Annotated in this window: 31 protein-coding genes; 1 reads left to right on the top strand and 30 read right to left on the bottom strand. The window is 60.3% G+C overall.

Annotation, left to right across the window (positions count from 1 at the left end; genetic code table 11):
* The coding region (locus BMY22_RS20285) for a transposase family protein (RefSeq protein ID WP_208599354.1) at positions 1–274 on the bottom strand (274 nt) is incomplete at its 3' end.
* A 129-nt stretch (positions 275–403) separates the two neighbouring features.
* Here BMY22_RS20285 and uvrA point away from each other — a divergent pair.
* Positions 404–3244, top strand: a complete 2841-nt coding sequence (uvrA, locus tag BMY22_RS20280; protein ID WP_090625032.1) for an excinuclease ABC subunit UvrA — start codon at positions 404–406, stop codon at positions 3242–3244.
* A gap of 124 nt (positions 3245–3368) precedes the next feature.
* Here the strand turns inward: uvrA and rplQ are convergent, their stop codons facing one another.
* The 29 genes from rplQ to BMY22_RS20135 form a co-directional block, all read right to left on the bottom strand.
* Positions 3369–3758: a 50S ribosomal protein L17 gene (gene rplQ / locus BMY22_RS20275; RefSeq protein ID WP_090625030.1), complete on the bottom strand. Its 390-nt coding sequence runs from the start codon at positions 3756–3758 to the stop codon at positions 3369–3371.
* A gap of 44 nt (positions 3759–3802) precedes the next feature.
* A complete protein-coding gene (locus BMY22_RS20270) occupies positions 3803–4804 on the bottom strand; it encodes a DNA-directed RNA polymerase subunit alpha (RefSeq protein ID WP_090625029.1) in 1002 nt (333 codons plus the stop codon).
* A 22-nt stretch (positions 4805–4826) separates the two neighbouring features.
* Positions 4827–5447 (bottom strand): 30S ribosomal protein S4, encoded by a 621-nt coding sequence (rpsD, locus tag BMY22_RS20265; RefSeq protein ID WP_090625027.1) that lies wholly within the window; start codon positions 5445–5447, stop codon positions 4827–4829.
* 16 nt (positions 5448–5463) lie between these two features.
* Positions 5464–5853, bottom strand: coding sequence for a 30S ribosomal protein S11 (gene rpsK, locus BMY22_RS20260; RefSeq protein ID WP_003093689.1), 390 nt, complete (start codon positions 5851–5853; stop codon positions 5464–5466).
* A gap of 30 nt (positions 5854–5883) precedes the next feature.
* Positions 5884–6240, bottom strand: coding sequence for a 30S ribosomal protein S13 (rpsM, locus tag BMY22_RS20255; RefSeq protein WP_012699324.1), 357 nt, complete (start codon positions 6238–6240; stop codon positions 5884–5886).
* 133 nt (positions 6241–6373) lie between these two features.
* Positions 6374–6490, bottom strand: coding sequence for a 50S ribosomal protein L36 (gene rpmJ, locus BMY22_RS20250; protein WP_003281814.1), 117 nt, complete (start codon positions 6488–6490; stop codon positions 6374–6376).
* A gap of 28 nt (positions 6491–6518) precedes the next feature.
* Positions 6519–7847 (bottom strand): preprotein translocase subunit SecY, encoded by a 1329-nt coding sequence (gene secY, locus BMY22_RS20245; RefSeq protein WP_090625026.1) that lies wholly within the window; start codon positions 7845–7847, stop codon positions 6519–6521.
* Positions 7848–8282, bottom strand: coding sequence for a 50S ribosomal protein L15 (gene rplO / locus BMY22_RS20240; protein ID WP_090625024.1), 435 nt, complete (start codon positions 8280–8282; stop codon positions 7848–7850).
* 3 nt (positions 8283–8285) lie between these two features.
* Positions 8286–8462, bottom strand: coding sequence for a 50S ribosomal protein L30 (rpmD, locus tag BMY22_RS20235; RefSeq protein WP_039806119.1), 177 nt, complete (start codon positions 8460–8462; stop codon positions 8286–8288).
* A 2-nt stretch (positions 8463–8464) separates the two neighbouring features.
* Positions 8465–8965 carry a 30S ribosomal protein S5 gene (gene rpsE / locus BMY22_RS20230; protein WP_039806121.1) on the bottom strand — a complete coding sequence of 167 codons (501 nt, stop codon included), beginning with the start codon at positions 8963–8965 and terminating at the stop codon, positions 8465–8467.
* Positions 8966–8968: 3 nt separating this feature from the next.
* Positions 8969–9319, bottom strand: coding sequence for a 50S ribosomal protein L18 (gene rplR / locus BMY22_RS20225; RefSeq protein ID WP_039806123.1), 351 nt, complete (start codon positions 9317–9319; stop codon positions 8969–8971).
* 10 nt (positions 9320–9329) lie between these two features.
* Positions 9330–9863, bottom strand: a complete 534-nt coding sequence (gene rplF / locus BMY22_RS20220) for a 50S ribosomal protein L6 (protein WP_090625023.1) — start codon at positions 9861–9863, stop codon at positions 9330–9332.
* Positions 9864–9875: 12 nt separating this feature from the next.
* A complete protein-coding gene (rpsH, locus tag BMY22_RS20215) occupies positions 9876–10268 on the bottom strand; it encodes a 30S ribosomal protein S8 (protein ID WP_039806127.1) in 393 nt (130 codons plus the stop codon).
* 187 nt (positions 10269–10455) lie between these two features.
* Positions 10456–10761 carry a 30S ribosomal protein S14 gene (gene rpsN, locus BMY22_RS20210; RefSeq protein WP_090625022.1) on the bottom strand — a complete coding sequence of 102 codons (306 nt, stop codon included), beginning with the start codon at positions 10759–10761 and terminating at the stop codon, positions 10456–10458.
* Positions 10762–10773: 12 nt separating this feature from the next.
* Positions 10774–11313 carry a 50S ribosomal protein L5 gene (gene rplE / locus BMY22_RS20205; protein WP_090625020.1) on the bottom strand — a complete coding sequence of 180 codons (540 nt, stop codon included), beginning with the start codon at positions 11311–11313 and terminating at the stop codon, positions 10774–10776.
* A 20-nt stretch (positions 11314–11333) separates the two neighbouring features.
* The gene (gene rplX, locus BMY22_RS20200) at positions 11334–11648 is read right to left on the bottom strand and encodes a 50S ribosomal protein L24 (protein WP_039806134.1); all 315 of its coding nucleotides are present in this window, start codon (positions 11646–11648) and stop codon (positions 11334–11336) included.
* A gap of 12 nt (positions 11649–11660) precedes the next feature.
* The gene (rplN, locus tag BMY22_RS20195) at positions 11661–12029 is read right to left on the bottom strand and encodes a 50S ribosomal protein L14 (RefSeq protein WP_003289207.1); all 369 of its coding nucleotides are present in this window, start codon (positions 12027–12029) and stop codon (positions 11661–11663) included.
* A gap of 23 nt (positions 12030–12052) precedes the next feature.
* Entirely contained in the window at positions 12053–12319 is a 267-nt protein-coding gene (gene rpsQ / locus BMY22_RS20190) for a 30S ribosomal protein S17 (RefSeq protein ID WP_012699311.1), read from the bottom strand.
* A 2-nt stretch (positions 12320–12321) separates the two neighbouring features.
* On the bottom strand, positions 12322–12513 hold the full coding sequence (gene rpmC / locus BMY22_RS20185; protein WP_090625019.1) for a 50S ribosomal protein L29: 192 nt from the start codon (positions 12511–12513) through the stop codon (positions 12322–12324).
* Positions 12513–12926 carry a 50S ribosomal protein L16 gene (rplP, locus tag BMY22_RS20180; protein ID WP_012699309.1) on the bottom strand — a complete coding sequence of 138 codons (414 nt, stop codon included), beginning with the start codon at positions 12924–12926 and terminating at the stop codon, positions 12513–12515. The genes rpmC and rplP overlap by 1 nt, the downstream gene beginning before the upstream one ends.
* 14 nt (positions 12927–12940) lie before the next feature.
* A complete protein-coding gene (gene rpsC / locus BMY22_RS20175) occupies positions 12941–13627 on the bottom strand; it encodes a 30S ribosomal protein S3 (protein WP_039806143.1) in 687 nt (228 codons plus the stop codon).
* Between the two features lie 13 nt (positions 13628–13640).
* The gene (gene rplV / locus BMY22_RS20170) at positions 13641–13973 is read right to left on the bottom strand and encodes a 50S ribosomal protein L22 (RefSeq protein ID WP_003304070.1); all 333 of its coding nucleotides are present in this window, start codon (positions 13971–13973) and stop codon (positions 13641–13643) included.
* A gap of 13 nt (positions 13974–13986) precedes the next feature.
* Positions 13987–14262, bottom strand: a complete 276-nt coding sequence (rpsS, locus tag BMY22_RS20165; RefSeq protein ID WP_090625017.1) for a 30S ribosomal protein S19 — start codon at positions 14260–14262, stop codon at positions 13987–13989.
* A gap of 16 nt (positions 14263–14278) precedes the next feature.
* Entirely contained in the window at positions 14279–15100 is an 822-nt protein-coding gene (gene rplB / locus BMY22_RS20160) for a 50S ribosomal protein L2 (protein WP_090625016.1), read from the bottom strand.
* A gap of 11 nt (positions 15101–15111) precedes the next feature.
* On the bottom strand, positions 15112–15411 hold the full coding sequence (rplW, locus tag BMY22_RS20155; RefSeq protein ID WP_090625014.1) for a 50S ribosomal protein L23: 300 nt from the start codon (positions 15409–15411) through the stop codon (positions 15112–15114).
* Entirely contained in the window at positions 15408–16010 is a 603-nt protein-coding gene (gene rplD / locus BMY22_RS20150) for a 50S ribosomal protein L4 (protein WP_090625013.1), read from the bottom strand. The genes rplW and rplD overlap by 4 nt, the downstream gene beginning before the upstream one ends.
* 14 nt (positions 16011–16024) lie before the next feature.
* Positions 16025–16660, bottom strand: coding sequence for a 50S ribosomal protein L3 (rplC, locus tag BMY22_RS20145; protein ID WP_090625011.1), 636 nt, complete (start codon positions 16658–16660; stop codon positions 16025–16027).
* Positions 16661–16744: 84 nt separating this feature from the next.
* Positions 16745–17056, bottom strand: coding sequence for a 30S ribosomal protein S10 (gene rpsJ, locus BMY22_RS20140; protein ID WP_003243886.1), 312 nt, complete (start codon positions 17054–17056; stop codon positions 16745–16747).
* Between the two features lie 150 nt (positions 17057–17206).
* On the bottom strand, positions 17207–17317 hold a 111-nt coding region (locus tag BMY22_RS20135), incomplete at its 5' end, for an EF-Tu C-terminal domain-related protein (protein ID WP_262926409.1).

The raw sequence follows: 17317 nt of genomic DNA, 5'->3' as shown, positions 1-17317 counted from the left end.
GCTCCAGGCGTCCGATGACGTCGCTGAGGGTATCGTGCGAGGGAATACCGTTGGGCAGCGGCAGGAACTCGCGCAGCCAGGCTTCGTTCTCGTGGGCGAAGTCCTCGATGCCGACCCAGTCGTCATAACCGCACAGGGTGGCGCAGAGCGTGATCATGACGATGTCCTGCAGGGCGTGCAGCTTGTTGCGGGTTTCGCGCCGTGGGTCGACGAGCCTGGCGAAGTAGGGCTGTGGATTGGGCAGCATGATGGGGCTCGGAAAAGTCTTGTCCATTACCGCTAATCCTCGTCCAACGCAAGAGCGATGTAGCGCGATTGCCCTGGCACACCGCCGGCCAGGCTTGCCCGCCCGCCTGCGGCGCGCCGTATACTCGCGGATTTCTGCCCGCCATGCGAGGCCGCTTTGGACAAGATCCTGATCCGTGGGGCGCGCACCCACAACCTGAAGAACATCGACCTCACTCTGCCCCGCGACAAGCTGATCGTCATCACCGGGCTGTCCGGCTCCGGCAAATCCTCCCTGGCCTTCGACACGCTCTATGCCGAGGGTCAGCGCCGCTACGTGGAATCGCTCTCGGCCTACGCCCGACAGTTCCTGTCGATGATGGAAAAGCCCGATGTCGATGCCATCGAAGGCCTCTCGCCGGCGATCTCCATCGAGCAGAAGTCCACCTCGCACAACCCGCGCTCCACCGTCGGCACCATCACCGAGATCTACGACTACCTGCGTCTGCTCTACGCCCGCGTCGGCACGCCACGCTGCCCAGAGCACGACGTGCCGCTGGAGGCACAGACCGTCAGCCAGATGGTCGACCAGGTGCTGGCACTGCCCGAGGGCAGCAAGCTGATGCTGCTGGCCCCAGTGGTCCGCGAGCGCAAGGGCGAGCACCTCTCGGTGTTCGAGGAACTGCGCGCCCAAGGCTTCGTCCGCGCGCGCGTCGACGGCAAGCTCTTTGAACTGGACGAGCTGCCCAAGCTCGACAAGCAGAAGAAGCACAGCATCGAGGTGGTGGTCGATCGCTTCAAGGTCCGCAGCGACCTGCAGCAGCGCCTGGCCGAGTCCTTCGAGACCGCCCTGAGACTGGCCGACAGCATCGCCCTGGTCGCCCCCATGGAGGGCGAAGACGGCGAGGAAATCATCTTCTCCGCGCGCTTCGCCTGCCCGCGCTGCGGGCACTCGATCGGCGAACTGGAACCCAAACTGTTCTCCTTCAACAATCCCGCCGGCGCCTGTCCCACCTGCGATGGCCTGGGAGTGAAGCAGTTCTTCGATCCACGCCGGCTGGTCAACGGCAAGCTGAGCCTGGCCGAGGGCGCGATCCGCGGCTGGGACCGGCGCAACGTCTACTACTTCCAGATGCTCGGCTCGCTGGCTGCGCACTACGGCTTCAGTCTCGAAGAGCCGTTCGACGAGTTGCCGGCCGCCCAACAGAAGGTCCTGCTGCAGGGCAGCGGCCGCGAGAACATCGAGTTTCGCTATCTCAACGACCGCGGCGACATCGTCGTCCGGGCACATCCCTTCGAAGGGATCATTCCCAATCTGGAGCGCCGCTACCGCGAAACCGAGTCCGCCAGCGTGCGCGAGGAACTGGCCAAACTGCTCAGCAGCCAGCCCTGCCCGGATTGCCGCGGCACCCGCCTGCGCCGCGAGGCACGGCATGTCTGGGTCGGCGCAAAGACCCTGCCGGCGGTCACCGCACTGCCGGTGGGCGAGGCCTGCGGCTACTTCGCCGACCTGTCGCTGAGCGGCCGGCGCGGCGAGATCGCCGAGAAGATCCTCAAGGAAATCCGCGAGCGCCTGCAGTTCCTGGTCAACGTCGGCCTCGACTACCTGACTCTGGACCGCAGCGCCGACACCCTGTCGGGCGGCGAGGCACAGCGCATCCGGCTGGCCAGCCAGATCGGCGCCGGCCTGGTCGGGGTGATGTACATCCTCGACGAACCCTCCATCGGCCTGCACCAGCGCGACAACGAGCGCCTGCTAGCCACCCTCACCCACCTGCGCGATTTGGGCAACACGGTGATCGTGGTAGAGCACGACGAGGATGCCATTCGTCTGGCCGACTATCTGGTCGATATCGGCCCCGGTGCCGGGGTGCACGGCGGGCAGATCGTCGCCGAGGGCACGCCGGCCGAGGTGATGGCCCACCCCGACTCGCTGACCGGCAAGTACCTCTCCGGCCGGATGAAGATCGCCGTGCCCGCCCTCCGCACGTCGCGCGATCCGCAAAAGCTGCTGAAACTCAGGGGCGCGCGCGGCAACAACCTGCGGAACGTCGACCTGGAAATCCCGATCGGCCTGTTCACCTGCGTCACCGGGGTGTCCGGCTCGGGTAAGTCGACGCTGATCAACAACACTCTGTTCCCGCTCGCCGCCACCGCGCTGAACAGCGCCTCCTCGCTGGAAGCGGCGCCATACACCGCCTTCGATGGCCTGCAGCACCTCGACAAGGTGGTCGACATCGACCAGAGCCCGATCGGCCGCACGCCACGCTCCAACCCGGCAACCTATACCGGCCTCTTCACCCCGATCCGAGAGCTGTTCGCCGGCGTACCGGAATCGCGCTCGCGCGGCTACGGTCCGGGGCGCTTCTCCTTCAACGTCAAGGGCGGACGCTGCGAGGCCTGTCAGGGCGATGGCGTGATCAAGGTGGAAATGCACTTCCTGCCAGACATCTACGTGCCCTGCGATGTCTGCAAGGGCAAACGCTACAATCGCGAAACCCTGGAAGTGAAGTACAAGGGACGAAACATCCACGAAGTGCTGGAGATGACCATCGAGGAAGCCCGCGCGTTCTTCGACCCGATTCCGGCAGTGGCCCGTCGACTGCAGACATTGATCGACGTGGGACTGTCCTACATCGGGCTAGGACAGAACGCCACCACCCTCTCCGGCGGCGAGGCGCAGCGGGTCAAGCTGTCGCGCGAGCTATCCAAACGCGACACCGGCAAGACGCTATATATCCTCGACGAGCCGACCACCGGCCTGCACTTCGCCGACATCCGGCAACTGCTCGACGTACTGCACCGCCTGCGCGACCACGGCAACACCGTGGTGGTGATCGAGCACAACCTGGACGTGATCAAGACCGCCGACTGGCTGGTGGACCTCGGCCCGGAGGGCGGCTCGCGCGGCGGGCAGATCATCGCCAGCGGCACGCCGGAACAAGTGGCCGGTATGCCGCAGTCGCATACCGGACGCTTCCTTGCCCCGGTGCTGGAGCGGGACCGGGACCGGGCATAGCCCCGAGCAAGTGCGACACCGAAAGGCCGGACAGCACTGCCCGGCCTCTTCCAGGAGGCACCACGCCCGGTGCCACAACAAAAAACCGGGCACTGGGCCCGGTTTTTTGTCGATCAATCCACGTTTACTCGGCCACTGCTTCCACAGCACCGCCAACCGGACGATCCACCAGCTCGACATAGGCCATGGGGGCGTTGTCGCCGGCGCGGAAACCGCACTTCAGGATGCGCAGATAGCCGCCCTGACGGTTGGCATAGCGCTTGCCCAAGTCGTTGAACAGCTTGCCGACGGCGGACTTCGAACGGGTCCGATCGAAGGCCAGGCGACGGTTGGCGACGCTGTCTTCCTTGGCCAGGGTGATCAACGGCTCGGCGACGCGACGCAGCTCCTTGGCTTTGGGCAGGGTGGTTTTGATCAGTTCGTGCTCGAACAACGACACCGCCATGTTCTGGAACATGGCCTTGCGGTGTGCGCTGGTGCGGCTCAGGTGACGGCCACTTTTACGATGACGCATGGTTAAATTCCTTACCAAACTTGTTCGTTCGGTGCTAATGACGTTCAGGCCGTGGCCTTGTCGTCCTTCTTCAAACTTGCCGGCGGCCAGTTGTCGAGGCGCATACCGAGGGACAGACCACGGGAAGCCAGAACGTCCTTGATTTCGGTCAGGGACTTCTTGCCCAGGTTCGGAGTCTTCAACAGCTCCACTTCGGTGCGCTGAATCAGGTCACCGATGTAGTAGATGTTCTCCGCCTTCAGACAGTTGGCCGAACGTACGGTCAGCTCCAAGTCGTCGACCGGACGCAGGAGGATCGGATCGATCTCGTCCTCCTGCTCGACCACCACCGGTGCGGTGTCGCCCTTGAGGTCGACGAACGCGGCCAACTGCTGCTGCAGAATGGTCGCGGCACGGCGGATAGCCTCTTCGGGGTCCAAGGTACCGTTGGTTTCCAGATCGATGACCAGCTTGTCCAGGTTGGTACGCTGCTCGACGCGGGCGTTTTCCACCACGTAGGCAACACGACGGACCGGGCTGAAGGAAGCGTCGAGCTGCAGACGGCCGATGCTACGGCTCTCGTCCTCGTCGCTCTGGCGGGCGTCGGCAGGCTCATAGCCACGACCGCGCGCCACCTTGAGCCTCATGTTCAGTACGCCGTTGTCTGCCAGGTTGGCGATTACATGGCCGCCGTTGACGATTTCGACATCATGATCCAGCTGAATATCGGCAGCGGTGACCGCGCCAGGGCCCTTCTTGCTCAGGCTCAGCGTGACTTCGTCGCGACCGTGCAGCTTGATGGCCAGGCCCTTCAGGTTGAGCAGGATCTCGATGACATCTTCCTGCACGCCCTCGATGGCGCTGTACTCATGAAGCACGCCGTCGATCTCGGCCTCGACTACCGCACAGCCGGGCATGGAGGACAGCAGGATGCGACGCAGGGCGTTGCCCAGGGTATGACCAAAACCGCGCTCCAAGGGCTCGAGCGTGATCTTGGCGCGGGTCGGACTGACCGCCTGCACATCGATGTGGCGGGGGGTCAGGAACTCATTTACCGAACTCTGCATGGATATACCTATTTTCTAGCCCTTACTTGGAGTAGAGCTCGACAATCAGGTTTTCGTTGATGTCGGCGGACAGGTCGCTGCGAGCCGGCACGCTCTTGAACACGCCAGACTTCTTCTCGGTATCCACTTCAACCCACTCGACGCGACCGCGCTGGGCGCAGAGTTCGAGAGCCTGGGCGACGCGCAGCTGGTTCTTGGCTTTCTCGCGGACAGCCACGACATCGCCGGCCTTGATCTGGTAGGACGGAATGTTCACGGCCTGACCATTGACGGTGATGGCCTTGTGCGAAACCAGCTGACGGGACTCGGCGCGGGTGGCACCGAAACCCATGCGATACACGACGTTGTCCAGACGGCACTCGAGCAGCTGCAGCAGGTTTTCGCCGGTGGAACCCTTGCGACGGCTGGCTTCCTTGTAGTAACCGCTGAACTGGCGCTCCAGCACACCGTAGATACGGCGAACTTTCTGCTTCTCGCGCAGTTGGGTACCGTACTCGGACAGACGACCACGGCGCTGGCCATGGATGCCGGGAGCCGACTCGACGTTGCACTTGGATTCGAGCGCACGGGAGCCGCTCTTCAAGAACAGGTCAGTGCCTTCGCGACGGGACAGTTTGCATTTGGGACCAATGTAACGTGCCATTCTTCACTGTCTCCTATTACACGCGACGCTTCTTCGGCGGGCGGCAGCCGTTATGCGGGATCGGGGTCACGTCGGTAATGCTGGCAATCTTGTAACCGCAGGCATTGAGAGCGCGCACGGCAGACTCGCGACCCGGACCGGGACCCTTGACGTTCACGTCAAGGTTCTTCAGACCGTATTCCAGAGCAGCCTGGCCGGCACGCTCGGCAGCTACCTGGGCAGCAAACGGGGTGCTCTTACGCGAACCACGGAAGCCGGAACCACCGGAGGTGGCCCAGGACAGGGCGTTACCCTGACGATCAGTGATGGTCACGATGGTGTTGTTGAAAGATGCATGGATATGGGCGATGCCATCCACCACGGTCTTTTTGACTTTCTTACGAGGACGAGCAGCAGGTTTTGCCATGATTAGATTCCTGTCGATTCGCGAATGCGATTACTTGCGGATCGGCTTGCGCGGACCCTTACGGGTACGGGCGTTGGTCTTGGTGCGCTGGCCGCGAACCGGTAGGCCGCGGCGATGGCGCAGGCCACGGTAGCAGCCCAAGTCCATCAGGCGCTTGATCTTCATGTTGACTTCGCGGCGCAGGTCACCCTCGGTGGTGAGTTTGGCCACTTCGCCACGCAGTTGCTCGATCTGCTCGTCCGAGAGATCCTTGATCTTCGCTGCCGGATTGACGCCGGTAGCGGCACAGATAGCCTGTGCGGTAGTGCGACCGACACCATAGATGTAGGTCAGCGAGATAACAGTATGCTTGTTATCCGGAATGTTGACGCCTGCAATACGGGCCATTCAGTGGAACTCCAATTGACAGCTACCCACGCCCTGGAAGCCAAGAAATAGGGCGCAGGATACTAGCGCTGTAATAAAAAAGAATCAACCCGGCAGCGCACTAGCTGCCGGGTTCATTACGCGAGGATCACACTCAGCCTTGGCGCTGCTTGTGACGCGGCTCCGCGCTGCAGATCACACGCACGACACCGTCGCGACGGATGATCTTGCAGTTGCGGCACAGCTTCTTCACCGATGCACGAACTTTCATCACCAACTCCTCGAACCTTATGGACCAATCAGCGCAGCATGCCGCCGCCATGGCCCTTCAGGTTGCTTTTCTTCATCAGGGATTCGTACTGGTGCGAAACGAGGTGCGATTGTACTTGCGACATGAAATCCATCACAACCACCACCACGATCAGCAACGAGGTCCCGCCAAGATAGAACGGCACGTTGGCTGCCACCACCAGAAACTGCGGAAGCAGACAGACTGCCGTCATGTAGAGAGCGCCAAAAATGGTCAAGCGGGTCAGCACGCCATCAATGTAGCGTGCAGACTGCTCACCCGGCCGAATGCCCGGAATAAAGGCACCGGATTTCTTCAGGTTTTCCGCCACATCCTTGGGATTGAACATCAACGCAGTGTAGAAGAAGCAGAAGAAAATAATCCCCACACTGAACAACAGGATGTTCAACGGCTGGCCGGGCGCAATAGCTTGGGCGATGTCCTGCAACCAACCCATACCTTCCGACTGACCGAACCAAGAGCCCAGCGAAGCCGGAAACAGCAGGATGCTGCTAGCAAAAATGGCCGGAATAACGCCCGCCATATTCACTTTCAGCGGCAAGTGGCTGGTCTGCGCGGCGAAGACCTTACGGCCTTGCTGACGCTTGGCATAGTGCACCGCGATACGGCGCTGGCCGCGCTCGACGAAAACCACGAAACCGATGATCGCCACAGCCAACAGTGCGACGGCAAGCAGAGCGATGATATTGATGTCACCCTGACGAGCAGACTCGAAGGACTGACCGATTGCGGCAGGCAGGCCCGCCACGATACCGGAGAAAATCAGCATCGAGATGCCGTTGCCAACACCCCGCTCGGTGATCTGCTCGCCCAGCCACATCATGAACATCGCACCCGCCACGAAGGTGCTTACAGCCACAAAGTAGAAGCCGAAATCGGCGGCGAAGGCGACGCCCTGACTGGCCAGGCCGACGGACATGCCGAAGGCCTGGACGATCGCCAAAGCGAGCGTCCCGTAACGGGTGTACTGGCTGATCTTGCGGCGCCCGGCCTCGCCTTCCTTCTTCAACTGCTCCAGCTGCGGACTGACCACCGTCATCAACTGCATGATGATCGATGCCGAAATATACGGCATGATCCCCAGCGCGAAGATGCTCATCCGCTCCAGCGCGCCACCGGAAAACATGTTGAACAGGCTAAGAATGGTTCCCTCGTTCTGCTGGAACAGTTCCGCCAGCCTGTCGGGATTGATTCCTGGCACCGGGATATGTGCGCCTATGCGATAGACGATGATCGCCAGGAACAGGAATCGCAGCCGAGCCCAGAGCTCGGACAGCCCGCCATTGCTGAGTGCGGAGAGAGCACCTTGCTTAGCCATTTAGTCCTCGATTTTACCGCCAACTGCTTCGATGGCCGCACGCGCACCCTTGGTGACGGCGATCCCCTTCAGGGTAACGGCCCGGCCTACCTCGCCAGACAGCATGACCTTCACGCGACGGACGTTCTGATTGACCAAGTCGGCATCTTTCAGTGCCTGCAGGGTCACGACATCGCCTTCTACCTTAGCCAGTTCGGAGGTGCGGATTTCCGCACGATCCATGGCTTTCAGGGAAGTGAAGCCGAACTTCGGCAGACGGCGATGCAGAGGCTGTTGACCGCCCTCGAACCCGGGAGCGATCTTGCCGCCGGAGCGGGAAGTCTGCCCTTTGTGGCCACGGCCGCCGGTCTTACCGAGACCACTGCCGATGCCACGACCCGGACGCAGCTTCTCGCGCCGGGCACCCGGCGCGGAACGCAGATCGTTCAGTTGCATGGATTAACCCTCCACACGAAGCAGGTAATAGGCCTTGTTGATCATCCCGCGATTCTCAGGAGTATCCTGAACCTCGACAGTGTGACCGATGCGACGCAGGCCCAGGCCCTTGACGCAAGCCTTATGATTGGCCAGGCGACCATTCAGGCTCTTGACCAGAGTGACTTTGACAGTTGCCATGATCAGAGAATCTCCTCGACGCTCTTGCCACGCTTGGCTGCCACCGACTCGGGGGACTGCATTTCCTTCAGTCCCTTGAAGGTGGCGTAAACCACGTTCACCGGATTGGTCGAGCCGTAGCACTTGGCCAGGACGTTCTGCACACCCGCAACCTCGAGAACAGCACGCATGGCGCCACCGGCGATGATCCCGGTACCCTCGCTGGCAGGCTGCATATAGACCCGGGAAGCGCCATGGGCGGATTTGACCGGATACTGCAGAGTGGTGCCGTTCAGATCGACTTGGATCATGTTGCGACGGGCAGCTTCCATGGCTTTCTGGATGGCAGCCGGAACCTCGCGGGACTTGCCGCGACCGAAGCCAACACGCCCCTTGCCATCACCAACGACCGTCAGCGCGGTAAAGGTGAAAATGCGACCACCCTTGACGGTCTTGGCGACGCGATTGACCTGGACCAGCTTCTCGATGTAGCCCTCGTCGCGCTTTTGCTCGTTATTCGCCATAACTTAGAACTCCAGCCCGCCTTCACGAGCAGCATCGGCCAGTGCCTTGACACGACCGTGGTACTTGAAGCCAGAACGGTCGAATGCCACTTGGGTTACGCCAGCGGCCTTCGCACGCTCGGCTACCAGTTGGCCAACCTTCTTGGCCGCATCGACGTTGCCGGTGGCAGCGTCACGCAGTTCTTTGTCCAAGGTTGAGGCGGACGCCAGAACCTTGCCGCCGTCGGCCGTGATGACCTGGGCGTAGATATGCTGGGAAGAGCGGTACACGCAGAGGCGTACGGTTTCCAGCTCGCGCATTTTCAGGCGTGCCTTGCGAGCGCGACGCAGACGAGTTTCTTTCTTTACGCTCATTTGCTATGCCCTACTTTTTCTTGGCTTCTTTGCGATGGACCACTTCGCCGGCATACCGCACACCCTTGCCCTTATACGGCTCGGGACGACGGAAGTCGCGAATCTCGGCCGCCACCTGACCAACCAGCTGCTTGTCGATGCCCCTGATCAGGATATCGGTCTGGCTGGGAGTCTCTGCGGTGATGCCTTGCGGCAGTTCGTAATCCACCGGATGGGAGAAGCCAAGCGCCAGGGACAGAACTTGCCCCTTGGCCTGCGCCTTGTAACCAACGCCAACCAGTTGCAGCTTGCGCTCGAAGCCCTGACTGACACCGATCACCATGTTATTGACGAGTGCACGGGTCGTACCGGCCATGGCCCGGTTCTGCTGATCGCCATTACGGGCAGCGAAACGCAGCTCACCGGCATCCTGGATGACTTCGACGGAAGGATGCACATTCAATTCGAGAGAGCCCTTGGCTCCCTTCACCGAAAGCTGCTGGCCGGCCAGATTGATCTCTACGCCAGCGGGCAGCTTGACGGGGTTCTTAGCAACGCGAGACATGCTGTTCCCCCCTTAGAACACAGTGCAAAGCACTTCGCCACCAACACCAGCAGCACGGGCCGCACGATCAGTCATCACACCCTTGTTGGTGGACACGATCGAAACGCCCAGACCGCCACGCACTTTCGGCAGCTGATCGACGGACTTGTACTGGCGCAGGCCAGGACGACTCACGCGCTTGAGCTCCTCGATGACCGGACGGCCCTCGAAATACTTGAGCTCAATGGACAACAGCGGTTTGATGTCGCTGCTGACTTGATAATCCGAAATGTAGCCCTCGTTCTTGAGAACACTGGCCACAGCCACCTTCAGCTTGGAAGACGGCATACTCACGACGGTCTTCTCAGCCATCTGGGCATTACGGATACGAGTTAGCATGTCCGCTAACGGGTCCTGCATACTCATGGGCTAATTGCTCCTGATACAGAAAGAAAGCCTTGCGGCCTGAGCCCCAGACCTTGACTACAAGAAAAAATCAAGATTCAGGGGAGCCGAGCATCCTAGAGGCTGCCCAAAAAAGAATCAAGCCCCAAAAGGGGCTTGATTCAGATAACCCGGACTCGACGAAGGCTTCGCGAGCCCCGGATCGTACTTACCAGCTGGCCTTGACCAGACCCGGAACGTCACCGCGCATGGCGGCCTGGCGCAGCATATTGCGAGCCAGACCGAACTTGCGGTAGACGCCATGGGGACGACCGGTCAGACGGCAGCGGTTGCGCAGGCGCGAAGCACTGGCATCACGCGGCTGCTTCTGCAGGGCGATCTGGGCTTCCCAACGCTGCTCCGGAGTGGAGTTCGGGTTGGCGATGGTAGCTTTCAGCTCGGCACGCTTTTTGGCGTACTTGGCAACCGTTTGCTGACGTTTCAGCTCGCGGTTCTTCATGCTCTGTTTGGCCATTGCCGACTCCAGTCAGTTGCGGAACGGGAAGTTAAAGGCACGCAGCAGGGCGCGGCCTTCATCATCGGTACGGGCAGTGGTGGTCAGGGTGATATCCAGACCACGCAGCGCATCGATCTTGTCGTAATCGATTTCCGGGAAGATGATTTGTTCTTTCACGCCCATGCTGTAGTTGCCACGGCCATCGAAGGACTTGGCATTCAGGCCGCGGAAGTCACGCACGCGCGGCAGGGAGATGGCGAGCAGGCGATCCAGGAACTCGTACATGCGATCGCGACGCAGGGTCACTTTGACACCGATCGGCCAGCCTTCGCGGATCTTGAAGCCAGCGATGGACTTGCGGGCATAGGTGACCACAGCCTTCTGGCCAGTGATCTTCTCCAGGTCGGCAACGGCGTTCTCGATGACTTTCTTGTCACCGACCGCCTCGCCAACCCCCATGTTCAGAGTGATTTTGGTGATGCGCGGAATTTCCATCACGTTGGCCAGCTGAAGTTCGTTCTTCAGCTTGGGCGCGATCTCGTTCCGGTAAATCTCTTTTAGTCGTGCCATGGTTATCTACCTAGCAGTGCTCAAGCATCAACCGGCTTTTGGGTCGACTTGAAGACACGAATTTTCTTGCCGTCTTCGACCTTGAAACCGACGCGATCAGCCTTGTTGGTTTCGGCATTGAAGATGGCCACGTTGGAGACGTGCAGAGGCGCCTCCTTCTCGACGATACCGCCCTGGACGCCCAGCATCGGGTTCGGCTTGCTATGGCGCTTGATCAGGTTGACCCCACCGACGACCAGACGGTCGTCCGCGAGAACCTTGAGCACCTTGCCACGCTTGCCCTTGTCCTTGCCGGCGATGACGATGATCTCGTCGTCACGACGAATCTTTTGCATGACGGCTTCTCCTTACAGCACTTCAGGGGCGAGCGAGACGATCTTCATGAACTTCTCGGAACGAAGCTCACGAGTGACCGGCCCGAAGATGCGAGTGCCGATCGGCTCCTGCTTGTTGTTCAGCAGGACAGCCGCATTGCCGTCGAAGCGGATGATCGAGCCATCGGGGCGACGCACGCCGTGCCTGGTGCGAACCACCACAGCCGTCATGACCTGGCCCTTCTTGACCTTGCCGCGCGGAATCGCTTCCTTCACGGTCACCTTGATGATGTCGCCGATGCCGGCATAACGGCGATGCGAACCGCCCAGCACCTTGATGCACATGACGCGACGAGCACCGCTATTGTCGGCCACGTCGAGCATGGATTGAGTCTGAATCATAACTTTCTCCGACCCTTAGTCTCTTAGACTTCCACCGCGCGCTCGACGACTTCCACCAGCATCCAGGACTTGGTCTTGGCCAGCGGACGGGTCTCGCGGATGGTGACCGTGTCGCCGATACGGCACTGGTTGGTTTCATCGTGGGCGTGCAGCTTGGTCGAACGCTTCACGTATTTACCGTAGATCGGGTGCTTCACGCGGCGCTCGATCAGGACGGTGATGGTCTTGTCCATTTTGTCGCTTACGACACGGCCGGTCAGCGTGCGAACGGTTTTCTGAGCTTCAGCCATGATCACTTACCTGCCTGCTGGTTGAGCACAGTCTTGACGCGAGCGATATCGCGCTTCACTTGCAAGAGCAGGTGACTCTGCCCCAGTTGACCAGTCGCCTTCTGCATGCGCAGATTGAACTGGTCGCGCAGCAGGCCAAGCAATTGCTCGCTCAGCTGCTCAGCCGATTTTTCACGAAGTTCATTCGCTTTCATCACATCACCGTCCGCTTAACAAAAGTGGTGGCGAGCGGCAGCTTGGCTGCTGCCAGGGCGAAAGCCTCGCGCGCCAGCTCTTCGGAAACACCCTCGATTTCGTAGAGCACCTTGCCCGGCTGGATCTGGGCTACCCAGTACTCGACGTTACCCTTACCCTTACCCATACGAACTTCGAGGGGCTTCTTGGTAACCGGCTTGTCGGGGAATACGCGAATCCAGATCTTGCCGCCACGCTTGACGTGACGGGTCAAGGCACGACGGGCGGCCTCGATCTGGCGGGCGGTGAGACGACCGCGGCTCACGGACTTCAGGGCAAACTCGCCGAAGCTGACCTTGCTACCACGGTGAGCCAGGCCACGGTTGTGGCCGGTCATCTGCTTACGGAATTTTGTACGCTTGGGTTGCAGCATGTTGCGTACTCCTCTTACTTAGCAGCTTTTTTGCGAGGCGCCGGCGCTTGCGGCTTGAGTTCTTCGTGCTGGCCACCAATGACCTCGCCTTTGAAGATCCAAACCTTGACGCCGATCACACCGTAAGTGGTGTGCGCTTCGTAGGTGGCGTAATCGATATCCGCGCGCAGGGTGTGCAGCGGCACACGACCTTCGCGGTACCATTCGGTACGGGCGATCTCCGCACCACCCAGACGACCACTCACCTGGATCTTGATGCCCTTGGCACCAATGCGCATGGCGTTTTGTACCGCACGCTTCATGGCGCGACGGAACATCACGCGACGCTCGAGCTGCTGAGCCACGCTTTGAGCAACCAGCATACCGTCGAGTTCCGGCTTGCGGATCTCTTCGATGTTGATGTGCACCGGCACACCCATTTGCTTGGTCAGGTCCTGACGCAGCTTTTCAACATCCTCACCTTTCTTGCCGATCACGATGCCGGGACGAGCAGTGTGGATGGTGATACGTGCGGTTTGAGCCGGACGAGCGATGTCGATACGGCTGACGGACGCGCTTTTTAGTTTGTCTTGGAGATACTCTCGGACCTTCAGGTCGGCAAACAGATAATCGGCATAAGTGCGCTTATCTGCATACCAGACCGAGGTATGCTCCTTGACGATTCCCAGGCGGATGCCAACGGGATGTACTTTCTGACCCATCTGATCGACTCCGTTACTTGTCCGCAACCTTGACAGTGATATGGCAAGACCGCTTGACGATGCGATCAGCACGGCCCTTGGCGCGCGGCATGATGCGCTTAAGCGAACGCCCTTCGTTGACGAAAACAGTGGAGACCTTCAGATCGTCCACGTCCGCGCCCTCGTTGTGCTCGGCGTTGGCAACGGCCGACTCCAGCACTTTCTTCATGATCTCGGCGGCTTTCTTGCTGCTGAAAGCCAAGAGATTGAGCGCATCGCCCACCTTCTTCCCGCGAATCTGGTCGGCGACCAAGCGGGCTTTCTGGGCGGAGATTCGAGCGCCCGACAGCTTAGCGGCTACTTCCATCTTTCCTTACCCCTCAACGCTTGGCTTTCTTGTCTGCCGCATGACCACGATAGGTACGGGTAGCGGCAAACTCGCCCAGTTTGTGACCGACCATATCCTCGTTGACAAGCACCGGGACATGCTGGCGGCCGTTATGCACGGCGATGGTCAGACCGACCATCTGCGGCAGGATCATCGAACGACGCGACCAAGTCTTAACCGGTTTGCGATCGTTTTTTTCCACCGCCACTTCGACCTTCTTCAACAGGTGAAGATCGATGAAAGGACCTTTTTTCAGAGAACGCGGCACAGTCGTATCCCTCTAGTTACTTACGGCGGCGGACGATCATGTTGTCGGTGCGCTTGTTCGACCGGGTCTTCGCACCCTTGGTCGGGAAGCCCCACGGCGACACCGGATGACGACCACCCGAGGTACGACCTTCACCACCACCATGCGGATGGTCTACCGGGTTCATCGCCACACCACGGACGGTCGGACGGACACCACGCCAGCGCTTGGCACCGGCCTTGCCCAACGAACGCAGACTGTGCTCGGCATTGGAGACCTCACCGAGGGTCGCACGGCAGTCGGCCAGAACCTTGCGCATCTCGCCGGAGCGCAGACGCAGGGTCACATAGGCGCCCTCGCGAGCGACCAGCTGGACAGAAGCACCGGCGGAACGGGCGATCTGGGCACCCTTGCCCGGCTTCAGCTCGACGCCGTGAATGGTGGAACCGACCGGAATGTTGCGCAGCGGCAGCGTATTGCCCGACTTGATCGGTGCGTTCACGCCGGAAATCAGTTGATCTCCAGCAGCAACGCCCTTGGGAGCGATGATGTAGCGGCGCTCGCCATCGGCGTACTTCAGCAGCGCGATGTGCGCGGTACGGTTCGGGTCGTACTCGATGCGCTCGACGACGGCCGGGATGCCATCCTTGTTGCGACGGAAGTCGACCAGACGATAGTGCTGCTTGTGACCACCGCCAATGTGGCGGGTGGTGATGCGGCCGTTGTTGTTACGACCACCGGACTTGGACTTCTTCTCCAGCAGCGGCGCATAGGGAGCACCCTTGTGCAGCTCCTGGTTGACCACCTTGACCACAAAACGGCGGCCCGCGGAAGTCGGTTTGCACTTAACGATTGCCATGATGCACCCCTTTACTCAGCGCCGCTGGCGAAATCGAGATCTTGGCCGGCCTGAAGAGCGACGTACGCCTTCTTCCAGTCGTTGCGCTTGCCCAGACCGCGAGCGGTGCGCTTGGTCTTGCCCTGGACATTCAGGGTGGTGACACGCGCGACCTTCACGTCGAACAGGGCTTCGACAGCCTTCTTGATTTCCAGCTTGGTTGCATCGGTGGCAACCTTGAAAACGAACTGCTTCTTGCTTTCCGCCAGCACCGTGGCCTTCTCGGAGATGTGCGGACCAAGCAGCACCTTGAATACGCGTTCCTGGTTCATCCCAGCAGCTCCTCGAATTTCTTCACGGCCGACACGGTGATCAGCACCTTGTCATACGCGATCAGGCTGACCGGATCGGAACCCTGGACGTCGCGAACATCGACGTGCGGCAGGTTGCGCGCAGCCAGGTACAGATTCTGATCGACAGCGTCGGAGACGATCAGTACATCGCTCAGCCCCAAGCCGCCCAGCTTACTCACCAAGCTCTTGGTCTTGGGTGCATCTACAGCGAAATCCTCAACAACGACCAGACGCTCCTGACGCACCAGTTCGCTCAGGATCGAGCGCAGAGCGGCGCGGTACATCTTCTTGTTGAGCTTCTGCTCGTGATTTTGCGGACGAGCGGCGAAGGTCACACCACCGCCACGCCAGATCGGACCACGGGTCGTACCGGCACGGGCACGACCGGTACCCTTCTGGCGCCAGGGGCGCTTACCACCGCCGCTGACATCGGAGCGGTTCTTCTGCTGCTTGCTGCCTTGGCGACCACCCGCCAGATAGGCAACGACAGCTTGGTGCACGAGGGTCTCGTTGAACTCGCCGCCAAAGGTACGCTCGGAGACCTCGATCGCCTGAGCGCCATTTACATTCAATTGCATCTCAGCTTCCCCTCTTAACCGCGAGCCTTGGCCGCCGGACGCACGATCACATCGCCACCGGTGGCACCGGGAACGGCACCCTTGACCAGCAGCAGATTGCGCTCAGCGTCGACACGAACCACTTCCAGGGACTGCACGGTCACGCGCTCGGCGCCCAGATGACCGGACATCTTCTTGCCCTTGAACACACGACCAGGAGTCTGGCACTGGCCGATGGAGCCCGGAGCACGGTGGGAAACGGAGTTGCCGTGGGTATTGTCCTGACCACGGAAATTCCAGCGCTTGATGGTACCGGCGTAGCCTTTACCCTTGGACTGACCAGTGACGTCCACCAGTTGCCCAGCCTGGAAAATTTCGGCGGTGAGCTGGTCGCCAGATTGGTACTCGCCCTCTTCGAGGCGAAACTCCCAGACACCACGACCGGCAGCGACATTTGCCTTGGCGAAGTGACCAGCTTGAGCCTTTGTCACGCGCGAAGCCCGGCGCTCGCCGACAGTGACCTGCACTGCGCGATAGCCATCGCTTTCTTCATTCTTGAACTGGGTCACGCGATTCGGCTCGATCTCAATGACCGTAACCGGAATGGAGACACCTTCTTCGGTGAAAATGCGGGTCATGCCGCACTTACGACCGACTACACCAATAGTCATTTTTTGAACCTCTCGAGTGTACGGGGCTTTCACCCGCTATGGCCGCCCATTTCAGAGCGTTACACGACCAAAACCTGAGCGGTCTTAGCCGAGGCTGATCTGCACTTCCACGCCAGCCGCTAGATCGAGCTTCATCAGCGCATCGACGGTCTTGTCGGTCGGCTGAACGATGTCCAGCACGCGCTTGTGGGTACGAATTTCATACTGATCGCGCGCATCCTTGTTGACATGCGGCGAAATCAGAACGGTGTACCGCTCTTTGCGGGTAGGCAGAGGAATCGGACCACGCACCTGAGCACCAGTACGTTTCGCGGTTTCCACGATTTCCTGGGTAGATTGATCGATCAGGCGATGGTCAAAAGCCTTCAACCGAATACGGATTTGTTGGTTTTGCATTTTGACCTCAGACTCGAAGTTGCCACCCTACCAGGCGCAATACGCCCAGTAAAAGGAGGCGCAATTGTACGGATGCCCCCCCAAGGTGTCAATAAAATGATCAGCAATAGAAAAAGCCCCAGAAGGGGCTTTTTCCTATCGCCTCACCGATTACTCGATGATCTTGGCAACCACGCCGGCGCCAACGGTACGACCGCCTTCGCGAATAGCGAAGCGCAGACCGTCTTCCATGGCGATCGGAGCGATCAGGGTGACGACCAT

This window comes from Azotobacter beijerinckii (assembly GCF_900110885.1).
In the GTDB taxonomy this organism is placed as follows: domain Bacteria; phylum Pseudomonadota; class Gammaproteobacteria; order Pseudomonadales; family Pseudomonadaceae; genus Azotobacter; species Azotobacter beijerinckii.
This window is presented reverse-complemented; position numbering and strand designations above follow the sequence as displayed.

Coding starts and splice junctions, on each gene's coding strand:
- rplQ (WP_090625030.1), bottom strand. CDS start 3,758: ATGCGTCATCGTAAAAGTGGCCGTCACCTGAGCCGCACCAGCGCACAC.
- BMY22_RS20270 (WP_090625029.1), bottom strand. CDS start 4,804: ATGCAGAGTTCGGTAAATGAGTTCCTGACCCCCCGCCACATCGATGTG.
- rpsD (WP_090625027.1), bottom strand. CDS start 5,447: ATGGCACGTTACATTGGTCCCAAATGCAAACTGTCCCGTCGCGAAGGC.
- rpsK (WP_003093689.1), bottom strand. CDS start 5,853: ATGGCAAAACCTGCTGCTCGTCCTCGTAAGAAAGTCAAAAAGACCGTG.
- rpsM (WP_012699324.1), bottom strand. CDS start 6,240: ATGGCCCGTATTGCAGGCGTCAACATTCCGGATAACAAGCATACTGTT.
- rpmJ (WP_003281814.1), bottom strand. CDS start 6,490: ATGAAAGTTCGTGCATCGGTGAAGAAGCTGTGCCGCAACTGCAAGATC.
- secY (WP_090625026.1), bottom strand. CDS start 7,847: ATGGCTAAGCAAGGTGCTCTCTCCGCACTCAGCAATGGCGGGCTGTCC.
- rplO (WP_090625024.1), bottom strand. CDS start 8,282: ATGCAACTGAACGATCTGCGTTCCGCGCCGGGTGCCCGGCGCGAGAAG.
- rpmD (WP_039806119.1), bottom strand. CDS start 8,462: ATGGCAACTGTCAAAGTCACTCTGGTCAAGAGCCTGAATGGTCGCCTG.
- rpsE (WP_039806121.1), bottom strand. CDS start 8,965: ATGGCGAATAACGAGCAAAAGCGCGACGAGGGCTACATCGAGAAGCTG.
- rplR (WP_039806123.1), bottom strand. CDS start 9,319: ATGAGCGTAAAGAAAGAAACTCGTCTGCGTCGCGCTCGCAAGGCACGC.
- rplF (WP_090625023.1), bottom strand. CDS start 9,863: ATGTCTCGCGTTGCTAAGAACCCCGTCAAGCTGCCCGCTGGCGTAGAG.
- rpsH (WP_039806127.1), bottom strand. CDS start 10,268: ATGAGTATGCAGGACCCGTTAGCGGACATGCTAACTCGTATCCGTAAT.
- rpsN (WP_090625022.1), bottom strand. CDS start 10,761: ATGGCCAAACAGAGCATGAAGAACCGCGAGCTGAAACGTCAGCAAACG.
- rplE (WP_090625020.1), bottom strand. CDS start 11,313: ATGGCACGACTAAAAGAGATTTACCGGAACGAGATCGCGCCCAAGCTG.
- rplX (WP_039806134.1), bottom strand. CDS start 11,648: ATGCAAAAGATTCGTCGTGACGACGAGATCATCGTCATCGCCGGCAAG.
- rplN (WP_003289207.1), bottom strand. CDS start 12,029: ATGATTCAGACTCAATCCATGCTCGACGTGGCCGACAATAGCGGTGCT.
- rpsQ (WP_012699311.1), bottom strand. CDS start 12,319: ATGGCTGAAGCTCAGAAAACCGTTCGCACGCTGACCGGCCGTGTCGTA.
- rpmC (WP_090625019.1), bottom strand. CDS start 12,513: ATGAAAGCGAATGAACTTCGTGAAAAATCGGCTGAGCAGCTGAGCGAG.
- rplP (WP_012699309.1), bottom strand. CDS start 12,926: ATGCTGCAACCCAAGCGTACAAAATTCCGTAAGCAGATGACCGGCCAC.
- rpsC (WP_039806143.1), bottom strand. CDS start 13,627: ATGGGTCAGAAAGTACATCCCGTTGGCATCCGCCTGGGAATCGTCAAG.
- rplV (WP_003304070.1), bottom strand. CDS start 13,973: ATGGAAGTAGCCGCTAAGCTGTCGGGCGCTCGAATCTCCGCCCAGAAA.
- rplB (WP_090625016.1), bottom strand. CDS start 15,100: ATGGCAATCGTTAAGTGCAAACCGACTTCCGCGGGCCGCCGTTTTGTG.
- rplW (WP_090625014.1), bottom strand. CDS start 15,411: ATGAACCAGGAACGCGTATTCAAGGTGCTGCTTGGTCCGCACATCTCC.
- rplD (WP_090625013.1), bottom strand. CDS start 16,010: ATGCAATTGAATGTAAATGGCGCTCAGGCGATCGAGGTCTCCGAGCGT.
- rplC (WP_090625011.1), bottom strand. CDS start 16,660: ATGACTATTGGTGTAGTCGGTCGTAAGTGCGGCATGACCCGCATTTTC.
- rpsJ (WP_003243886.1), bottom strand. CDS start 17,056: ATGCAAAACCAACAAATCCGTATTCGGTTGAAGGCTTTTGACCATCGC.